Source organism: Lactobacillus sp. B4007 (assembly GCF_026535895.1).
In the GTDB taxonomy this organism is placed as follows: Bacteria; Bacillota; Bacilli; order Lactobacillales; family Lactobacillaceae; genus Lactobacillus; species Lactobacillus panisapium.
The window spans coordinates 216,490-233,797 of the sequence record NZ_JAFNPA010000001.1; the positions used below are offsets into that span (position 1 = coordinate 216,490).

General features: G+C 41.9%; 19 protein-coding genes. 1 reads left to right on the forward strand and 18 read right to left on the reverse strand.

Annotated elements, in window-relative coordinates; genetic code table 11:
- Positions 1 to 83 precede the first annotated feature (83 nt).
- From J3U54_RS01085 to J3U54_RS01165, 17 genes are all read right to left on the reverse strand, one after another.
- On the reverse strand, positions 84 to 668 hold the full coding sequence (locus J3U54_RS01085) for a hypothetical protein (RefSeq protein ID WP_103752302.1): 585 nt from the start codon (positions 666 to 668) through the stop codon (positions 84 to 86).
- A 326-nt stretch (positions 669 to 994) separates the two neighbouring features.
- Complete coding sequence (locus tag J3U54_RS01090; RefSeq protein ID WP_103752301.1) at positions 995 to 2,269, reverse strand: UDP-N-acetylglucosamine 1-carboxyvinyltransferase; 1,275 nt, start codon at positions 2,267 to 2,269, stop codon at positions 995 to 997.
- A gap of 129 nt (positions 2,270 to 2,398) precedes the next feature.
- The gene (locus J3U54_RS01095; protein WP_103752300.1) at positions 2,399 to 4,018 is read right to left on the reverse strand and encodes a CTP synthase; all 1,620 of its coding nucleotides are present in this window, start codon (positions 4,016 to 4,018) and stop codon (positions 2,399 to 2,401) included.
- Between the two features lie 117 nt (positions 4,019 to 4,135).
- Positions 4,136 to 4,684 (reverse strand): DNA-directed RNA polymerase subunit delta, encoded by a 549-nt coding sequence (gene rpoE, locus J3U54_RS01100; protein WP_103752299.1) that lies wholly within the window; start codon positions 4,682 to 4,684, stop codon positions 4,136 to 4,138.
- A 46-nt stretch (positions 4,685 to 4,730) separates the two neighbouring features.
- The gene (locus J3U54_RS01105; RefSeq protein WP_103752298.1) at positions 4,731 to 5,135 is read right to left on the reverse strand and encodes a DUF1934 domain-containing protein; all 405 of its coding nucleotides are present in this window, start codon (positions 5,133 to 5,135) and stop codon (positions 4,731 to 4,733) included.
- Between the two features lie 255 nt (positions 5,136 to 5,390).
- Positions 5,391 to 6,161 carry a carboxyltransferase subunit alpha gene (gene accA / locus J3U54_RS01110; RefSeq protein WP_103752297.1) on the reverse strand — a complete coding sequence of 257 codons (771 nt, stop codon included), beginning with the start codon at positions 6,159 to 6,161 and terminating at the stop codon, positions 5,391 to 5,393.
- Positions 6,161 to 7,006: an acetyl-CoA carboxylase carboxyltransferase subunit beta gene (locus J3U54_RS01115; protein WP_323848290.1), complete on the reverse strand. Its 846-nt coding sequence runs from the start codon at positions 7,004 to 7,006 to the stop codon at positions 6,161 to 6,163. Before J3U54_RS01115 ends, accA begins: the two co-directional genes overlap by 1 nt.
- Positions 6,996 to 8,399 (reverse strand): acetyl-CoA carboxylase biotin carboxylase subunit, encoded by a 1,404-nt coding sequence (locus J3U54_RS01120; RefSeq protein WP_103752295.1) that lies wholly within the window; start codon positions 8,397 to 8,399, stop codon positions 6,996 to 6,998. Before J3U54_RS01120 ends, J3U54_RS01115 begins: the two co-directional genes overlap by 11 nt.
- Positions 8,400 to 8,411: 12 nt before the next feature.
- The gene (gene fabZ / locus J3U54_RS01125; RefSeq protein WP_103752294.1) at positions 8,412 to 8,858 is read right to left on the reverse strand and encodes a 3-hydroxyacyl-ACP dehydratase FabZ; all 447 of its coding nucleotides are present in this window, start codon (positions 8,856 to 8,858) and stop codon (positions 8,412 to 8,414) included.
- Between the two features lie 13 nt (positions 8,859 to 8,871).
- Entirely contained in the window at positions 8,872 to 9,357 is a 486-nt protein-coding gene (accB, locus tag J3U54_RS01130) for an acetyl-CoA carboxylase biotin carboxyl carrier protein (protein ID WP_267384614.1), read from the reverse strand.
- On the reverse strand, positions 9,358 to 10,590 hold the full coding sequence (fabF, locus tag J3U54_RS01135; protein ID WP_267384616.1) for a beta-ketoacyl-ACP synthase II: 1,233 nt from the start codon (positions 10,588 to 10,590) through the stop codon (positions 9,358 to 9,360).
- Between the two features lie 10 nt (positions 10,591 to 10,600).
- Complete coding sequence (gene fabG / locus J3U54_RS01140) at positions 10,601 to 11,335, reverse strand: 3-oxoacyl-[acyl-carrier-protein] reductase (RefSeq protein WP_220220132.1); 735 nt, start codon at positions 11,333 to 11,335, stop codon at positions 10,601 to 10,603.
- Positions 11,335 to 12,264 (reverse strand): ACP S-malonyltransferase, encoded by a 930-nt coding sequence (locus J3U54_RS01145; RefSeq protein WP_267384621.1) that lies wholly within the window; start codon positions 12,262 to 12,264, stop codon positions 11,335 to 11,337. The genes fabG and J3U54_RS01145 overlap by 1 nt, the downstream gene beginning before the upstream one ends.
- Positions 12,265 to 12,267: 3 nt before the next feature.
- The gene (gene fabK, locus J3U54_RS01150) at positions 12,268 to 13,221 is read right to left on the reverse strand and encodes an enoyl-[acyl-carrier-protein] reductase FabK (RefSeq protein ID WP_220234795.1); all 954 of its coding nucleotides are present in this window, start codon (positions 13,219 to 13,221) and stop codon (positions 12,268 to 12,270) included.
- A 3-nt stretch (positions 13,222 to 13,224) separates the two neighbouring features.
- Positions 13,225 to 13,473, reverse strand: coding sequence for an acyl carrier protein (locus J3U54_RS01155; protein ID WP_103752288.1), 249 nt, complete (start codon positions 13,471 to 13,473; stop codon positions 13,225 to 13,227).
- A gap of 30 nt (positions 13,474 to 13,503) precedes the next feature.
- The gene (locus J3U54_RS01160) at positions 13,504 to 14,475 is read right to left on the reverse strand and encodes a beta-ketoacyl-ACP synthase III (protein ID WP_416381965.1); all 972 of its coding nucleotides are present in this window, start codon (positions 14,473 to 14,475) and stop codon (positions 13,504 to 13,506) included.
- 4 nt (positions 14,476 to 14,479) lie between these two features.
- Positions 14,480 to 14,950, reverse strand: a complete 471-nt coding sequence (locus J3U54_RS01165) for a MarR family winged helix-turn-helix transcriptional regulator (RefSeq protein WP_174683348.1) — start codon at positions 14,948 to 14,950, stop codon at positions 14,480 to 14,482.
- A 364-nt stretch (positions 14,951 to 15,314) separates the two neighbouring features.
- Here J3U54_RS01165 and J3U54_RS01170 point away from each other — a divergent pair, with 364 nt between their 5' ends.
- Complete coding sequence (locus J3U54_RS01170; protein ID WP_267384630.1) at positions 15,315 to 16,040, forward strand: biotin--[acetyl-CoA-carboxylase] ligase; 726 nt, start codon at positions 15,315 to 15,317, stop codon at positions 16,038 to 16,040.
- 22 nt (positions 16,041 to 16,062) lie between these two features.
- On the opposite strand, the gene J3U54_RS01175 is transcribed toward J3U54_RS01170, so the two are convergent.
- Positions 16,063 to 17,250, reverse strand: coding sequence for an MFS transporter (locus J3U54_RS01175; RefSeq protein WP_267384632.1), 1,188 nt, complete (start codon positions 17,248 to 17,250; stop codon positions 16,063 to 16,065).
- Positions 17,251 to 17,308: the final 58 nt, after the last annotated feature.

Sequence of the window (17,308 nt, forward strand, 5' to 3'; positions counted from 1 at the left end):
TGAAGAGATATTCTTCAAGTCTTTTAAAATAAATGATGGACTCGCCTATATTAATTATTTCCAGCATTACTGTTTTTGTCTGATCAGCTACCAATCAAAAGATCCGGTGTTTCAGCCATTGTGCCATATTTAATAAATTCCTTTAGCTGCTTGATTGAGGTTAACGCAATCTGCTTGTTTTTCCCTGTTAATCCAGTGGCAATTTGCTCAGCCTGCTTAAGCACTCTAGCATCCATTACCCGTAATGCTGCTTTAATTAGTGGCTGAAGTTCTTTTATTTTTGAGTTGTGATTTAAGATACCATTAATGTATACCGTATTGCCCTTGTACTTGCCATTCTTCGACACTAAGTCAACAGATACACCATTATGAATCTTATTAACACGTTTAACCTTAAAAAGTGTCTGATTTTTAACAATCTTTTTAAGCGTTTTTTGCCGATAAGGTTTTCCTGATTGATGATAGAGCGCCCCTTTTTCAGCATTCGGCAATTCAAAGACATAGCCAGCTTTTGCTAACTTTGTAGTCCATTTTTTCGCTGTTGAATATGGTGCCCTGACCGTAGTTGCTGCAGCTACATCGCTTGCTGGTAAAATTGTTGAATTGGCAATCCCACAAAATGCTTTAATCACAGCAAGTTTAGTTACCTTTTTTATTCCTGTCTTCATTTTTTATTTCTCCAATTATTACCAAAAATACTTTTCCCTAAGTAAAATTTATTTTTTTAGTTAGATGAGCATCAAAACTGTTCAGAATACGTCAATAAAGTTAATATTTATTATGAATATAATACTACAAATATATTAAAAAGCTAGTTGTTTAATTTAAGCAAGCACTAAGAGACAGACTAAATAGTTTTCAATTAAAGGACTGGGTTGAAAATTTTTTGATCAGCTCGGGCAAAGAAAAAGCACCAAGCTATCTAATAGCTTGATGCCTAAATTATCTGTTCTATCTGCTTTCCCTTTTGGAAGATTCGACAGAGCGCAGTTTTTTATTTATCTGGTACATCTTGAATTGTCACATCAGCGCCGAGCAAACGCAGTTTTTCCTGAACCCGGTCATAACCACGCAAGATATTGCCAGCATTATTAATAATAGTTTCACCATGGGCCATTAGGCCGGCAATCATTAGACAAGCACCGGCCCGAATTTCACCAGCGGAAACTGTTGCACCATGCAATTTAGAAGTTGGGTGCACGAGGATGATATCATCTTCAACCTTGATGTCAGCTCCCATTTTCCGCAACTGCTCAATATGGCCAACCCGCTTAGGGTAAATACGATCAATTATTACCCCTTCGCCAGTCTTAGCGGTAAGTAAAAGTGGCGTGACCGGTTGCTGCAGATCGGTTGCAAAACCAGGATAAGCACCGGTTTTGATCTGTGTCATTTTTAAATCACCTGCAGGATAAACATACAGAGAATCCTCATCAGCATCAATCACAACACCCATTTCCTCTACTTTTGCTAAATAAGAATCTAGGTGTTCCTCAATGATGTTGTGAATACAAATACCATTACCAATGCAGCCAGCAAGTGAAATATAAGTTCCAGCTTCAATTCGATCCGGAATAATTGTATGTGGGGCTCTGGCCTCCAGCTTTTCCACGCCCTCAATTCTGATTGAGTCGGTCCCAGCACCACGAATGGTTGCTCCCATGTTGTTAAGAAAAGTCGCAAGATCAATTATTTCCGGCTCTTTAGCAGCATTTTCAATGACTGTTTGCCCTTGTGCCGTAACTGAAGCCATAATAATGTTCATCGTCGCACCAACGGACGGCATCTCTAAGTGGATAGTCGTTCCCTTTAGACCGGTCGCGGGAGCCGTAATTGTTATTTGATCATTTTCATTTGTGACACATGCGCCTAAGGCTTCAAAGCCTTTAATGTGTTGGTCAATGGGGCGGGGTCCAATATCATCCCCACCAGGGAAGCCCACAACAGCCTTACCAAACCGGCCAAGAAGAGCACCCATAAAATAATATGAAGCACGCAAGCTCTTGATTTTACCGCTTGGCAATGGGCTCATCTTAATGTTCTCGGGATCAATATGCAAAGTGGTTTTCTGAAAATCACTTTTAACATCCATTTCATTTAACAAGTCCATTAAGTTGTCGACATCAGCAATCCTCGGAACGCCTTCCAAAGTTACCGGTGTACGCGACAAAATTGATGCCGGAATCAGTGCTACAGTGGAATTCTTTGCACCACCAATCCAGACATCACCCTGTAGGGGCTTTCCACCATGAATTATCATTTGCTTCATTGGCGAAAAAATCCTTTTCTATTTCGATTAGTCATAATAATGTTAAAGGAATTTAACAGAAAAAACAAGAGAAGACTTCTGTCCTCCCTGCTTAAAAATTAAGATTTTTGTATTATTCAACTACACGCATTACAATTTCTGTTCTGGTAATCCACAAGCTGCACCAATAAATGCCTTATATAAGCCTTCTGGTCTTTGTGGTCTACTCAAAAATTCAGGGTGATATTGCGCAGCAACGAAGAATTTGTTCTTAGTTATTTCAATTACTTCAACTAAGTGATTATCTGGAGAAACACCAGAGAAAGTCATACCAGCTTTTTCAAATGCTTCACGGTATTCATTGTTGAATTCGTAACGGTGACGGTGACGCTCTTGGATAACTTCTTGGTTACCATAAGCAGCAGCAGTCTTAGTTCCAGGCTTTAAGGCAGTTGGGTATAAGCCAAGACGCAAAGTACCACCAATGTTTTCTTCATCCCGCTTATCTGCCATGATATCAATTACATTATGAGTTGTCTCAGGATCTGCTTCGACTGAGTTAGCATCACGATAGCCTAGGACATCACGAGCAAATTCAACCGTTGCCATTTGCATTCCTAAGCAAACACCTAAGAATGGAATGTCATTTTCCCGTGCATACTTAATCGCGGTGATCATGCCTTCTAAGCCACGCGTACCAAAGCCACCAGGAACGATTAATCCATCTGAGCCCTTCATAAAGTCAGCAATATTATCTTCAGTAATATCCTCTGCTTGCACCTTATTAATTTCAACATTGGTGTTGTATGAATAACCAGCGTGCTTCAAGGCATCAGTAACTGAAATGTAGGCATCTTCAAGTTCTACGTATTTTCCAACCAAAGTAATCTTAGTCTTGTACTTCAGGTTCTTAACCCGCTCATCAAGCCGAATCCATTCAGCCATATCAGCTTCCTTTTTCGGACTTTGCAGGTGTAAGAAGTCACAAACCTTTTGGTCCATGCCTTGCTCTTGGAATGCTAGTGGCAAGTCAAAGAGTGATGGTGCGTTGATGGATTCAATAATCCGGTCAACCGGAACATCAGTAAAGTTAGAAATCTTGTCCTTATGTTCTTGGTCAATTGGCATTTCTGCCCGTAAAACCAACATGTTAGGCTGAATACCAATACTACGGAGTTCGGCTACTGAGTGCTGTGTTGGTTTAGTCTTCATTTCTTGGGCAGCGTGCAGGTAAGGTACCAATGTACAGTGAATGTACATCACGTTTTCTTCCCCAACTTCGCGCCGCATTTGTCTAATTGCCTCCATAAATGGGGTCGACTCGATATCACCGACCGTACCACCAATTTCAGAAATAACCACATCAGAATCAGTCGTCAGCCCTGCCCGCATGATTTTTTGCTTAATCATGTCCGTGATGTGCGGAATAACCTGAACAGTAGCTCCGTGATAATCACCACGACGTTCTTTTTCTAATACTTCTTTGTAAATTTTCCCAGTTGTTACGTTCGAATATTTACTTGTCCGTACGTCAACAATCCGCTCATAGTGACCTAAATCAAGGTCCGCTTCAGTACCGTCATCAGTAACAAAAACCTCGCCGTGTTGGTAAGGATTCATTGTACCTGGATCAATATTGATGTAGGGATCGAACTTTTGCATAGTTACCTTTAAGCCCCGATTCTTTAACAACCGGCCGAGACTTGAAGCAGTGATTCCTTTACCCAGAGAAGAAACAACACCGCCAGTAACGAAGATATATTTTGTCATTAGCCAAACTCCTTTTGCAAAAAATAAAAAATAAAAAAAGCTCCCTTGCGGGAGCATAAACGCACATAGGGTGCCCAAGTAAAATACTATCATTTTCAGACATGAAGTCAAGAAAAATTATTCATCTTCATCGTCATCATCATTTAATTCAGATAATTGACCTTCGATACCGTCAGGCAAGTCCTCATCATCTTCGTCATCCGTATCAACGAAATCGTCATCTTCGCCAAAGTCGTCAGCATCGTCATCAGCGGTAGCATCAAGATCTTCATCTTCTGGATCATCATTATCGTAATCGATAATATCATCGCTACCAGTAGCACTTGCTAAGAAAGCATTGACCTTCTTATGGTGAGCACGGGTATCTTCTTCATCCTCATCTTCAGGGTGGTTGACTTCTTCGTCAACTGACTCATAAGGAAACCATGAGCGCAAAGCCCAAACATTTTCACCCATTGAAATGAACTCACCATTAGTGTTCAAGTCAGTGTAAAATTGGGGTAAACGCTCCCGAATTTCCTCGTCGCTCTCACCCAAGTACTTTTGTACTTCATTAACAATATCGGCAAAAGCCATTCTCTTATTGTTATCTTCCAAAATTGCGCGAGCAACTTCAATCATTGATAATTCATTACGATTTTTGTCTTTAAAGTCGTTTAATCCCACAATTGCATTCCTCTCTTTTAACAATCCTTCTTATTTTACTAGGCGTTTAAGTAAAAATCAACGTGACGGTATAATTTCCTACTAAGTATAGACCACTAAAGAGGTCATATTCAATGTGAAGTTCCCTAGATCCATCAATTTTAGGGAAAAATTTAATTATTTTAGCCCTACTAGTTAAATCCATCTGATAACCTTGGGCTACGTAACGACATTCCTTTTTCTGGCCCACACTAAAATGGAGTTGGGAATAATCACTGGCAGAATCACCACGTCTAATGATCACATCATTTTCTTTAATTAAAAGCTTAACGGGCACTTCGCCGTCTTCCAGATAAGAGACACGGGTAATCCCATTATGCTCGGTTAATTCTCCAGTACCAGACTTGCGAAAAGTTTCGCTTTCCTTTTCTTGTTTAATTGTACTAGTAAACGCAATCTTTACTTTAGTCATGACTTAACTTAAATTCCTCATCTTAACTAAAAGCTGGCACCAGCAACTCGGTTTGTTAAATAAAAAAAGCTAACCATCTAGATTAGCTAAAATCTTACAGTCAAACTGGCCAACTTAAAAGTTTTTAATCGAGCAGAAGTCGACTGCTTATTATCATTATTATAAAGTAAAAAGCCGATTTTCGCCAGTAAAGCAAACCCTAGTTGCAATCAACTTAGTGCAATTATGGCCCTTGCTAGCATAATTGAAGCAAACTCAAAATTGCCGAAAGCGGGCCTTACGCTTAGTCAGCAACTCATTAACTGACAATTTAGCAAAAGCGGCAATTTTTTGCGCAAGCAATTGCCGCAATTTAACCGCATCCTGAGCTAACACGTCTTCAGGTAAAACACGTTCAATTATACCATGTTCTTTCAGCCACTGCGGCTCAATATGCATTAATTCGGCGGCTTGACTAGCTAGTTTACCATCTTTCCACATAATTGAGGCAAAGCCTTCTGGCGACAAGACGGTATACATACTGTGCTCAAGCATCCAAATTTCGTCACTGCAGGCCAAAGCAAGCGCGCCACCGGAGCCAGCCTCACCCACAATAACGGTTAATAGCGGCACCTTAAGCTGAAGCATCTCACTAATGCTTTGGGCAATGACTTGCCCCTGACCACTTTTTTCCGCGTCAGCTCCTGGGTATGCTCCAGGTGTATTTAATAATGTAATCACTGGAATGTTCAAACTAGCCGCAGTTTTCATTATTCGGTCAGCTTTACGGTAACCACACGGTAGCGGGCTACCAAAGTTCGTCGCTAACCGCTTGTCCAGTTCTTGCCCCTTATTGGTTGCAATAACGGCAACACTGCGGCCGTTAATTGTCGCAAAGCCGGCAATAATTGCGGCGTCGTCACCGGTTGCCCTGTCACCATGCATTTCGAAAAAATCGGGAAAGAGCTGTTTTACCAGTTTGTTCATGTCGGTTTTGCTATCACTGCGGGCACCATTCATGATGGCAGTAATTTCGTCATTTGCCATTAGCTCGCTCCCTCCCACTTTTTAGCGGCAAAAATTGCCAATAGCTGTTCTAGGCATTCTTTCTGTTCAGTTCGGGGCACAATGGCATCAATAAAGCCGTTAGCAAATGCATTTTCAGCACTTTGAAAATTTGGCGGCAATTTTTTATTAATTGTCTGTTCAATTACCCGCCGACCAGCGAAGCCAACCAAAGCATGGGGTTCGGCAAGAATAACATCACCTTGGGAAGCAAAACTGGCAGTTACCCCACCAGTTGTCGGATCCATCATGACTACAATATAAACCAGTCCTGCTTCGCGGTGCTGGTTGACTGCCTGAGAAATCTTGGCCATTTGCATTAACGAAGTAATTCCTTCCTGCATCCTAGCCCCACCAGAAGCCGTCAACATGATAACCGGTAGTTTTTCCGCGGTTGCCCGCTCAAACATTTTCGTAATCCGTTCACCCGTGGCACTTCCTAGACTTCCCATGATAAAATCAGGATCCATAATGCCAAGAGCCGTTTCATAGCCACCAATTTTAGCTTGTCCAGTTAAAACGGCATCCTTAAGCTTAGTTTTGGTCTGCATTTGCTTAATTTTGGCTTGATATTGGGGAAAAGCCAGCGGATCAGTTGTCGCAATTGTTTCATCCCATTCGCTAAACTCTTTGGTCAGCATTTTAAGCCTTGTTCTGGCAGTTACCCGGAAGCCGTAGCCGCAGTTAGGACACAACCGGTATTTGCCCAATTTGCGAAAATAAAATTTGGTCTTACACTGCGGACAAACCCGAAAGATTCCCTGTGGTACATTTTCCTGGTAGTTGGCTAATGCGTGGTGAGGATGCTTAGAGAACTTAATTGCCATCTGTCACAGCCTCCTTAGCGCCAGCTTTTTCTTTTTCCTGCTTAATATAATAAGGTAAAAACTGTTGATCAATGTAGGTGGTCAAGTAGTTACCACTTTGAAAAGCCGAATCGGTTAATAAAGCAACTAAAAAGTCGCGGTTAGTTTTCAGACCCGTAATTGAAAACTCACTTAGGGCGTCTAATAAGCGTCTGATAGCCAGCGAACGATTATCGGCATGAGCGATAATTTTAATAATCATGGAATCATAAAAAGGTGAGACTTGATCCCCACTATTGACACCACTCTCAATTCTGATACCTAAGCCGCTGGGCAAAGACATCTGCTTGATTTTACCGGCTTGCGGACGAAAATGGTGAAGTGGATCTTCGGCATTAATTCGGGCCTCGATGGCGGCACCATGCAGGTGGACATCATCTTGGGTAATACTTAAATCATCCCCGGCAGCAATATGGAGCTGTTCTTTAACAAGATCAATTTGTGCCACTTCTTCAGTAATCGAGTGCTCAACTTGAATACGCGTATTCATTTCCATAAAGTAAAAATGATGTGCTGGATCCATTAAGAACTCAATTGTTCCCACATTTTCATAGTGAATAGCCTTAATTGCCTTGGACGTAATCTTTTGCAAGTATTGCCGTTCTTGATCATTAATCTGTGAACAAGGCGTTTCTTCAAGCACTTTTTGCTGATTACGCTGCATTGAGCAGTCACGCTCGGGCAAAGCTACGACGTGGCCCGCTTGATCTGCAATAATCTGCACCTCAATATGCTTGGCTGGTGAAATGATTTTTTCAAGGTACATCGAATCATCGCCAAAAGAAAGTTTTGCTTCTTCTTGGGCCTGACTGAATGCCTGTGGCAAATCCTCGGGACGCTTAACTTTCCTGATTCCTTTTCCGCCACCACCAGCAACGGCCTTAAGCATTACCGGAAAACCAACTTTGTTAGCTACAGTTAGGGCTTGGGCGGCATCTTTAACGGGACCAGTGCTGCCAGGAATAACGGGAACTCCATGTTGCCGCATTGTTTCCCGCGCGTTGGCTTTATTTCCCATAAGCGAAATGGTCTTGGCCTGCGGTCCAATAAAAACCAGGTGACATTCAGCACACATCTGGGCAAATTCCGAACTTTCAGATAAAAAGCCATAGCCGGGATGAATAGCTTGTGCTCCGGTTAAAAGAGCCGCACTAATAATGTTTTGCATATTTAAATATGATTGTGCCGGCTGAGGCTGACCAATGCAGACAGCCTCGTCCGCTTCTTTGACGTGTTGGGAGTCTTTATCGGCAGTTGAGTACACTGCCACCGCAGTAATATCTAACTCATGTAAAGCATGAATGATACGAACTGCGATTTCTCCCCTATTAGCGATTAATACTTTACTAAACATGTTTATCCTACTTTACTGTATGGCAAAAATTAATTCGGCCGTGCATGCCACTTTACCATTAACGGTCGCCTTAGCTAGTCCTATTCCGGCCGAGCCACGCAATTTATCCAGTTCAACCGTTAAATCTAGGGTGTCGCCCGGTTTAACCATAGCCCGAAAACGGGCATTTTTTATTCCGCCAAAATAAACGGTTTTACCAGTAAACTCCGGCATGGTTAGCAAGGCAACTGCTCCAGTCTGCGCTAAAGCCTCGGTAATTAATACACCGGGCATGACGGGATTACCGGGGAAATGACCCTGAAAATAGCTTTCATTAATGGTTGTGTTCTTGCGCGCATGGGCATATTCTCCCGGGCGATAATCAAGCACTTGATCAATCAAGAGCATTGGGTAGCGGTGAGGCAAAATTTGCTGAATTTCCTGACTTGATAAGGTTTGCTTAGTTTCTTTTTCACTCATCATTTGCACTCCTTTAATCAGGAATAATCGTCATCAATGGTTGATCGTACTCAACCACTTCTTCATTAGCCACCAAGATTTCAGTAATTGTTCCACTGCTAGTGCTTTTGATCTCAGTCATCATTTTCATCGCTTCAATCAAGCAAACAACTTCGCCCTTTTGAACATGATCGCCAACTTTTTTATATTGCGGTTTATCGGGACTTGGCTGCAAATAGACGATACCAACCAGTGGCGCCTTAACTTGTACTGTATTAGCTTTTACCTCAGTAGCTTGTTTAGCAGATTCAGGGACTGCCTTGGCTGAAGCTGTCGGCAGTGCGGGGCTAGCTTGCTCCTGCTTAGCAACTTCTTCACCTGTACCAGTTACCTGAACCGGCTGGTCAGCAATGTCTCGTTTATCAATTAAAATATGACCACCTTCAAAATCCAACTCAAGCTTTTGAATTTCACTTTGATCAATTTGTGCGATTAATTCTTGAATTTCCGCAAATTTCATCTAATCACCCCATTTTTTCATTGCAATTACCCCGTTATGACCACCAAAGCCAAACGAATTACTTAAGGCATAATCAACCTGCTGGTGGCAATTATTTTTAGTAACCAAATTGATTGCACACTGCGGATCTTGCTGCTTGAGCCCCACATTAACTGGTAATTGACCAGAATTAAGGGCCAAAATGGTGGCAATAGCTTCAACAGCACCAGCAGCTCCTAGCAAGTGACCGGTCATGCTCTTGGTACTTGAAACGAGGACATTGCTATCCGCTCCAAAGACCTGGTTAATTGCTTTTGCTTCTGCTATATCATTAGCCTTTGTACTTGTACCATGAGCATTAATATAGCCGACCTGTTCTGGTGCAATTTTACCTTCCGTAAGCGCCAACTTCATTGCGCGGGCTGCTTGCGTACCAGCAGGATCAGGCGATGTAATATGGTAAGCATCAGAACTGACTCCGTAACCAACAATCTCGCCCCATATTTTAGCGCCCCTTTTTTGCGCATGTTCCAATGACTCAAGGATGATTGAACCAGCACCCTCACCCATCACAAAGCCAGAGCGGTCCTGATCAAACGGAATACTGGCTCTTTGGGGATCTGTCGCTGTTGCCAAAGTTGCAATTGCCGCAAAACCGGCAATGCCGCTTTCATTAATTGCTGATTCCGATCCGCCAGTAATCATGACATCAGCATGACCATCCTTTATTTGCCGAAAGGCTTCGCCAATTGCATTTGTAGCTGAGCTGCAGGCCGTAACAATTGTTGTACTGATTGCTTGCGCGTTGTATTTAATTGAAATGTTGCCAGCGGCCATATTCGCAATCGCCGTTGGGATAAACATCGGTGAAACCCGGTCAAGACCTTTATCATGCCACTTGATTACCTGTTCTTGAATCGTAGTCAAGCCGCCAATGCCACTACCCCAAATAACACCCAGACGTTCACTATTGGTATTTGCTTCATTAATACCGGCTTGCTGAATGGCCTCCGCCGTCGCATACATCGCATATTGTGTAAACCGATCCATCCTCCTCGTATCTTTTTTAGCTAAATACTTCAGAGGATCGAAATCCTTCAATTGTCCAGCTAAGGTTACGCCAGTAGAACTGGCATCAAAATAGGAAATAGGCGCAAAACCGACTTGTTGTTTGTTTAAACCTGCTTGAAAGCTGGCTAAATCATTACCAATGGGAGTTAGAGCTCCCATTCCCGTAACTACTACTCTTGTCATAGCCTCTCCTTTACTGCATGGTTAAACCGCCGTCAACGGTAATTGTTTGGCCGGTTATGTAATCACTTTGAGCTAAGAAAATAGCCGCCTGCGCCACTTCTTCCACTTGGCCTAGACGCTTAAGTGGAATCTGGTCAATTATCTGCTGCTCTAATTTAGAACTAAGATTTTGGGTCATCTGAGTAGCAATCATTCCGGGCGCAATCGCGTTGCACCGCAAGTTACGCATGGCAACTTCTTTTGCGACAGACTTGGTTAAGCCGATTACTCCTGCCTTACTGGCGGCATAATTTGCTTGCCCAATATTACCGGTCAACCCAATTACACTTGCCAGATTGATAAAACAACCACTGCGCTGCTTATACATTGGTCTGACTGCTTGTCTGATAACATTAAACGTACCAATCAGATTAGTATCAATCACGCTTTGAAAATCTTCTTCTGACATTCGGTTCAACAAGCCATCCTTGACAATTCCGGCATTATTAACCACGACATCTAACTGATTAAATTGGGCATAAATCTGGGCAATCATTTCTTTGACAGCAGAGACATCCGTTATATCGGCGCTAAGATCAATTACATCATTACCATATTTTTTTAGTTCCGTAATAATTGCTGGTGCTACCGGTTTACGCGCATTTAAAACAATCTTGGCATGATTTTGCGCAAAAGCTTGTGCGATAGCCAAACCAATGCCGCGTGAGCTGCCTGTTATCAAAACAACTTTATCTTTTAAATCCATTATTTCATTGCCTCCAATGCACTAACTGCAGCCTGCAGGTCAGCACAACTATCCGTGCGGTAAGTTGGCACACCAGTAACCACTTTACGGGCAAAAGACAGTAAAGTTTGACCGGGACCAAGCTCGACTACCGCGGTTAATTTATCTTGGTGCTGCATTAATGTCTTAGCAAAATAAGTTGAACTCACTAGCTGATTAGTTAAATTAGTCGTCAAATTCGCGGGCGTAAATTCTGTTTGTGTTGTTGTACTGTATACCGGAAAGCGCCCTTTTTGCCAGTTAACTTGCCTTAATTCAGCATTAAGATCTGACTGAATCGACTGCATTAACGGAGTGTGAAAAGCTCCGCTAACCCGCAGCGGCACTACCCGGGCACCCTGAGCAGTTAACTCACTACATGCCTTGGTGACAGGTTTTTCGGCCCCACCAATTACCACTTGCTTTGGGGTATTAACGTTGGCAATGCCAATTTCTCCTAAATCTTGGACAGTTGCTAAAACCGCCTTAATTTTAGGTAGCGAACTTTTCATCACGGCCACCATTACACCAGGATGTTGCTTACTTGCTTTTCCCATTAGTTCGCCGCGTTTTTGGATAAGCCGCAAAGCTGAAACAAAATCAATGTTATGCGCACTCGCAAGTGCACTGTATTCGCCTAAGCTAAGACCAATACCAAAAGCAGGTATATCTACGCTATCCTGCAATACTTGGTTAAGTGCATAACTTACTGCTAAGATTGCTGGCTGTGCATACTCAGTTGCCGCCAATCGTTGTGCTTGCGCCTGATCATAAAGTAGATCAGGTAAGTCAAACTGCAAAATATTGCTGGCCTGATCAATCAACTGACGATACTGCGGTACTGATTGATATAAATCTAGCGTAAGCCCGGTTTTTTGTGCTCCTTGTCCACTAAATAATAATCCAATCATTGCTTAACGACCGCCAGTCAATAGTTTTTCTGCTTGTTCAGCTACTTCAGCCAAAATCTCCGCAGCTGGTTGTTCTTCATGCACCATGCCGGAAATTTCACCGGCCATAAATGAACCGGTATCCGGATCCCCGTCGATGACTGCCCGGCGCAAACTGCCGCTTCCCATCTCTTCTAATTTGGCAAAATCAGGCTCAGGCTGCAATGCTTCTTCTTTTTCCAGCTTGATATAGTCCTTTGCCATCTTGTTTTTCAAAACGCGCGAAGGATGACCAGCATATTCGCCAGTTACCATCGTACTGGCATCTTTAGCACGCAAGACAGCTTTTTTATAATTCGGATGAATTTTTGATTCTTTCGCAACTAAAAAGCGGGTACCCATTTGAACACCTTGCGCACCTAGCATAAATGCAGCTGCAAGACCGCGGCCATCACCAATACCACCAGCAGCAATTACCGGAATTTTCACGGCATCTACCACTTGCGGAACTAGTGCCATCGTTGTCAATTTACCAATATGACCGCCGGATTCCATCCCTTCCGCAATGACAGCATCAGCACCAATACGCTCCATCATTCGCGCAAGTGCTACTGAACCGACAACAGGAATTACCTTAATCTGTGCTTTTTTAAATTCGGATAAGTACTTGGAAGGATTACCGGCACCAGTAGTGACGACGGCAACTTTGTCCTTATTGGCTAAGATTACGTCAACCACATCATCGGCATATGGTGATAGCAACATGACATTGACCCCAAAAGGACGGTCGGTTAACGACTTTGCCCGCTCGATTTCTGCCGCTACAACTTCGCCTGGTGCATTGCCGGCACCAATAATTCCTAGGCCACCAGCATTGGAAACACTGGCAGCCAACTTACCATCAGCAACCCAAGCCATTCCGCCTTGAAAGATTGGATAGTTAAGTCCCAAACTTTTCATTAATGGACTTAATTCCATGAGTTAACCCTCTTTCGCAGCTAGCTGTTTTTGCACAAAATCAACTAAATCTTGAACGGTCTGAATACCATCTTCACTTTCAATCTTGATGTCAAACTCGTCTTCCAATTCATTAATTACTTCAAAAACATCCAGACTATCGGCATTTAAATCATCCTTGATATTTGCTTGCGGTGTCACTGCAGCATCGCTTTCTCCGGTTTGGGCAACAATAATTTCTTTTACTTTTTCAAAAATTTCTTGTTCTGTCATCTTGTATACTTCCTTTGTTAATTTCTTTAGTTAAAAAATCAGTGCAATGCTGGCAACCGTCAGACCGCCACCAAAGCCGCTTAAAATTAATTTCTGGCCGGGTTGAATATCACCCGATGTTACAAATTCGTCTAGCAAAATTGCCACACTAGCCGCCGAAGTGTTGCCGTAACAGGCAACATTATTCAAAAACTTAGCTACTGGCTCATTAAGATGTTTGGCAATTACGGTTAAGATGCGGCCATTGGCCTGATGCAAAAGATACCAATCAACATCATCTTTTTGCCAATTAGCCTGCGATAATACCCGGTTAATTGAGCTTGGCACTTCATGTGTAGCGAAGGTATAAACATCGCGGCCCTGCATTTCTAAATAGTGCTTGTGCTGATCAGTATTATCTTGGCTAAAGGCGGAAACAGTCGGCTGATAGCCGGCCGTTAGAATTGCCGCCTGTTCACCAAATGCACGCAAATCTTCAGCAATAATTCCCGCGGTGGCGGCATCTTTTTCCACAAGTACGCCACCACTACCATCGCCAAACAGCACGGCAGTAGAGCGATCTTGCCAGTCAACTAACTTGGTTAAAACTTCTGCACCAATGACCAGCCCCCTGCGATAAGGACCAGCAAGCAACTTATCCGCAACGGCCAAGGCGTAAATAAACCCAGAGCAGGCGGAATTAAGGTCAAAAGCTAAAGCATGTTGGGCATGAATCTTTCCTTGCACTATTGCAGCTGTCGAGGGAGTTAAAAAATCCGGTGACATTGTAGCCACAATAATAAAATCAATTTGATCAGCATCAACAGCCGCTTTTTTTAGTAAACTTTGCGCCACCTTAACAGCTAAAGCTGAAGTCTGCTCACCGTGAGAAACATGGCGCTGTTTAATACCAGTGCGGGATGAAATCCATTCATCAGAAGTGTCCATTATCTCTGCCAAGTCATCATTTGTGACAACTTGGGGTGGTACATAGCTGGCTGTTTGCGTAATTTTTAACCCCATCAGGTTAATGCCCCTTCTTGTTATCAATATGCGGTGGAAATTCGAGAAAAGCCCTCAGATTAAGCAGAGCCCGTTCAATAATGGCTATCTGCTCTTCATCAAAACCTTCGATAAATTTCTTAACCATGTGTCGGTGAAACGAGTCGTGTGCTCGGTAAATCAAACGACCGCGATTGGTTAATCCTAGGCGAATAATTCTACGATCATCTTCACCGTGAATCCGAATAACATAGCCTTTGCGTACCAGCTTATTAACCATTGTTGATAATGAACCGGCAGTTACCATTAATTCACTAGCAACTTGCGAGCTTGTCTTATGCTCATACATAGAAATGACATCAATTGCATGCAGTTCCCTAATTGAAATATCTTTAAATTCGCTCTTACGTAATTCACGTTCTTCTACACGCATGATATCGGAATAAACCGTTGTTAACAGGCTATTAATTCTTTTCAAATCTGTTTCCAATAGCATCACCCCTTAGTTAATAGTTATTACTAAATTGCGACTTTCGATTCTTTCATACTAATCAAAAAAGCAGCTAGTCTCCGCGTTTTGACTCGTAAAATTGAACAACTTAAAAATTAAAAGCGACAATTATCATCTTCCCTATTTACTTTGTACTTCAAAATAAATTATGAAAGTATGATATTGTATTAAGTGAAAAAAGTCAAATAAATATTGTATTTTGCGCTTTTTAGGTTAAAATATTAATAATTTAAGTCAATTTTTAATCTTAAAATACTTTGATAATCAAACTATTATTTTTGAATGAGGTAATATCAGCAAAATGTGTAATGAACAAACTAATACTGCCGTAAAAAAAGAGAGCCTTAAAATGTTGCTAGCAGATTTGCCATTGCAAATCAATTGGTGGCAAACATGCAAATCGACTAATTTAGCTGCTAAAGAAGATTTCTTAGCAAATGGTTATCACGGCCCCAAACTGTTTGGCAGTGACGTGCAGACTGGCGGTTATGGCAAAAATGCTCGCCCCTTCATCTCAAATCAAGGGGGAATCTACCTATCACTAGTAATTAAAGTGCCGCAACTAACCGGGCAAAATCAGGGCCTGTTAACCACTGGCATTGCTTGGCAGCTTTACGAAACCATTAAACAAGAATTACAGATAGAAACAGAGCTTAAATGGGTTAATGATCTTTTCTGGCAGGGCAAAAAAATAGCGGGCATTCTGGTTGAATGTCCCGCTCCACACGTTGCCATTATTGGTATTGGCTGCAATCTTTTTCAAACTCATCTAAACGAAGAGTTACCCGGTGCGACTAATTTGCTTACTGCCCAGCCGACCACTGAAAAAACTTGTCATTTAATCAGTAATTTAGTCCACCACCTATTTTCTTTTATCCCCAATTTTATCCACAGCGATTTCCTCACCCAATATAAAAAACATATGATGCTTTTAAACAAAAAAGTTACCCTCCAATTGGGTCAAACAACCATTCAAGGACGCGCAGTTGACCTAACACCTATGGGTAACTTAGTTTTGGAAACTGAAACAGGTAGTCGGTCATTTAATACTGGCGAAATTACTAGAATCCGCTAAAAAATGACCTACTTTTTAAAAATTAATCTGCCGGTTTAACCAGTAATAAATTGATGCCACCTAATAAAATTAAGATGACACAAACAATAATCAGCTCTTGCTGACCCACATGGTCAAGAAGAGCGCCTGCTACAACTGATGCGATTGGTCCGCCAATTTCGGTCCCGGTGCGCATAGTTGTTAATACTCTTGCTAAATATTGATTTTCCGTTACATTTTGCTTTTTAGCTTCGCCTAAAACATTATGGATACTAGTTGCTATCCCAAAAATAAACAGTAGAAAAACAAAAGCAATCATGTTAGTCATAAAAAAGAGCATTAATATAAGCGGAACTGCACTCAAAATCCAAGAAAATGCCATTATTCGGGTATCAGCATTCATTTTACCAGCTAATAGTGCGCCTAAAATAAAGCCAGCCATCAAAAACAGATAAAATGTACTGTAAAGCGCCGGTCTACCACTTTTTTGAGCAATACGAGGCAAAAGCAGAATTAGCGCTGGACTAGCAAAAGAAAATAGGAGTGATGACCAAAAGTATCGCTGCAAAAAACTATTTGCTCGCACATATTGATACCCACTGGTAACTTGCTGCCAATAATTTGCAAGAGTCACTGTATGAGAAACCTTTTTAACCTGGTCATGATCTTGACTAGAGACTTGATCAAGAGCAACTAGCAATAAGATCAAGCCTAACAAACTTAGGCATGCACAAATAAAAATAATTTGTCCACTAGTTAGAAAAGCTAACAGTGCGCCGGAAAGCGCGATACCACCAATTTGGACCACTTGATCAACAATATTGATTTGAGCAATCATTGAGGTCATCTCATTTTCTTTTGTCAGAGTGCCTTTTAGAATTGCCCGGTCAGCTGGATCAAAAAATTCATCACAAAGGGATAGTGCTCCCGCAATTAAAATTGCCCAAAAATAATTATGTGCAAAAAAGGTAATAGTAGCTGTTAACGTAAAAGTTAAACCTACTTGCCAAATCATTGCAACAATGCTCGTCTTCTTATAAGAGTGGCTGTCGATAATCGGACCATAAAAAATCGACAATGCTGCTGTCGTAGAAAAAATAGCATTAACGATACCGACAATAAATGAACTTTCGGTCTGAGTTTGCAGCCACCAAATAAAAACCAATCCGTATAAAGAATTGCCTAGTCCGCTAACTAGTCGAGATATTAGATAAAATTTCTTTTTTAACATTGACCTACCTCTTGTCCACATTATTGATTAAGCAACTAGGCAAAGCAGATTTTAATTA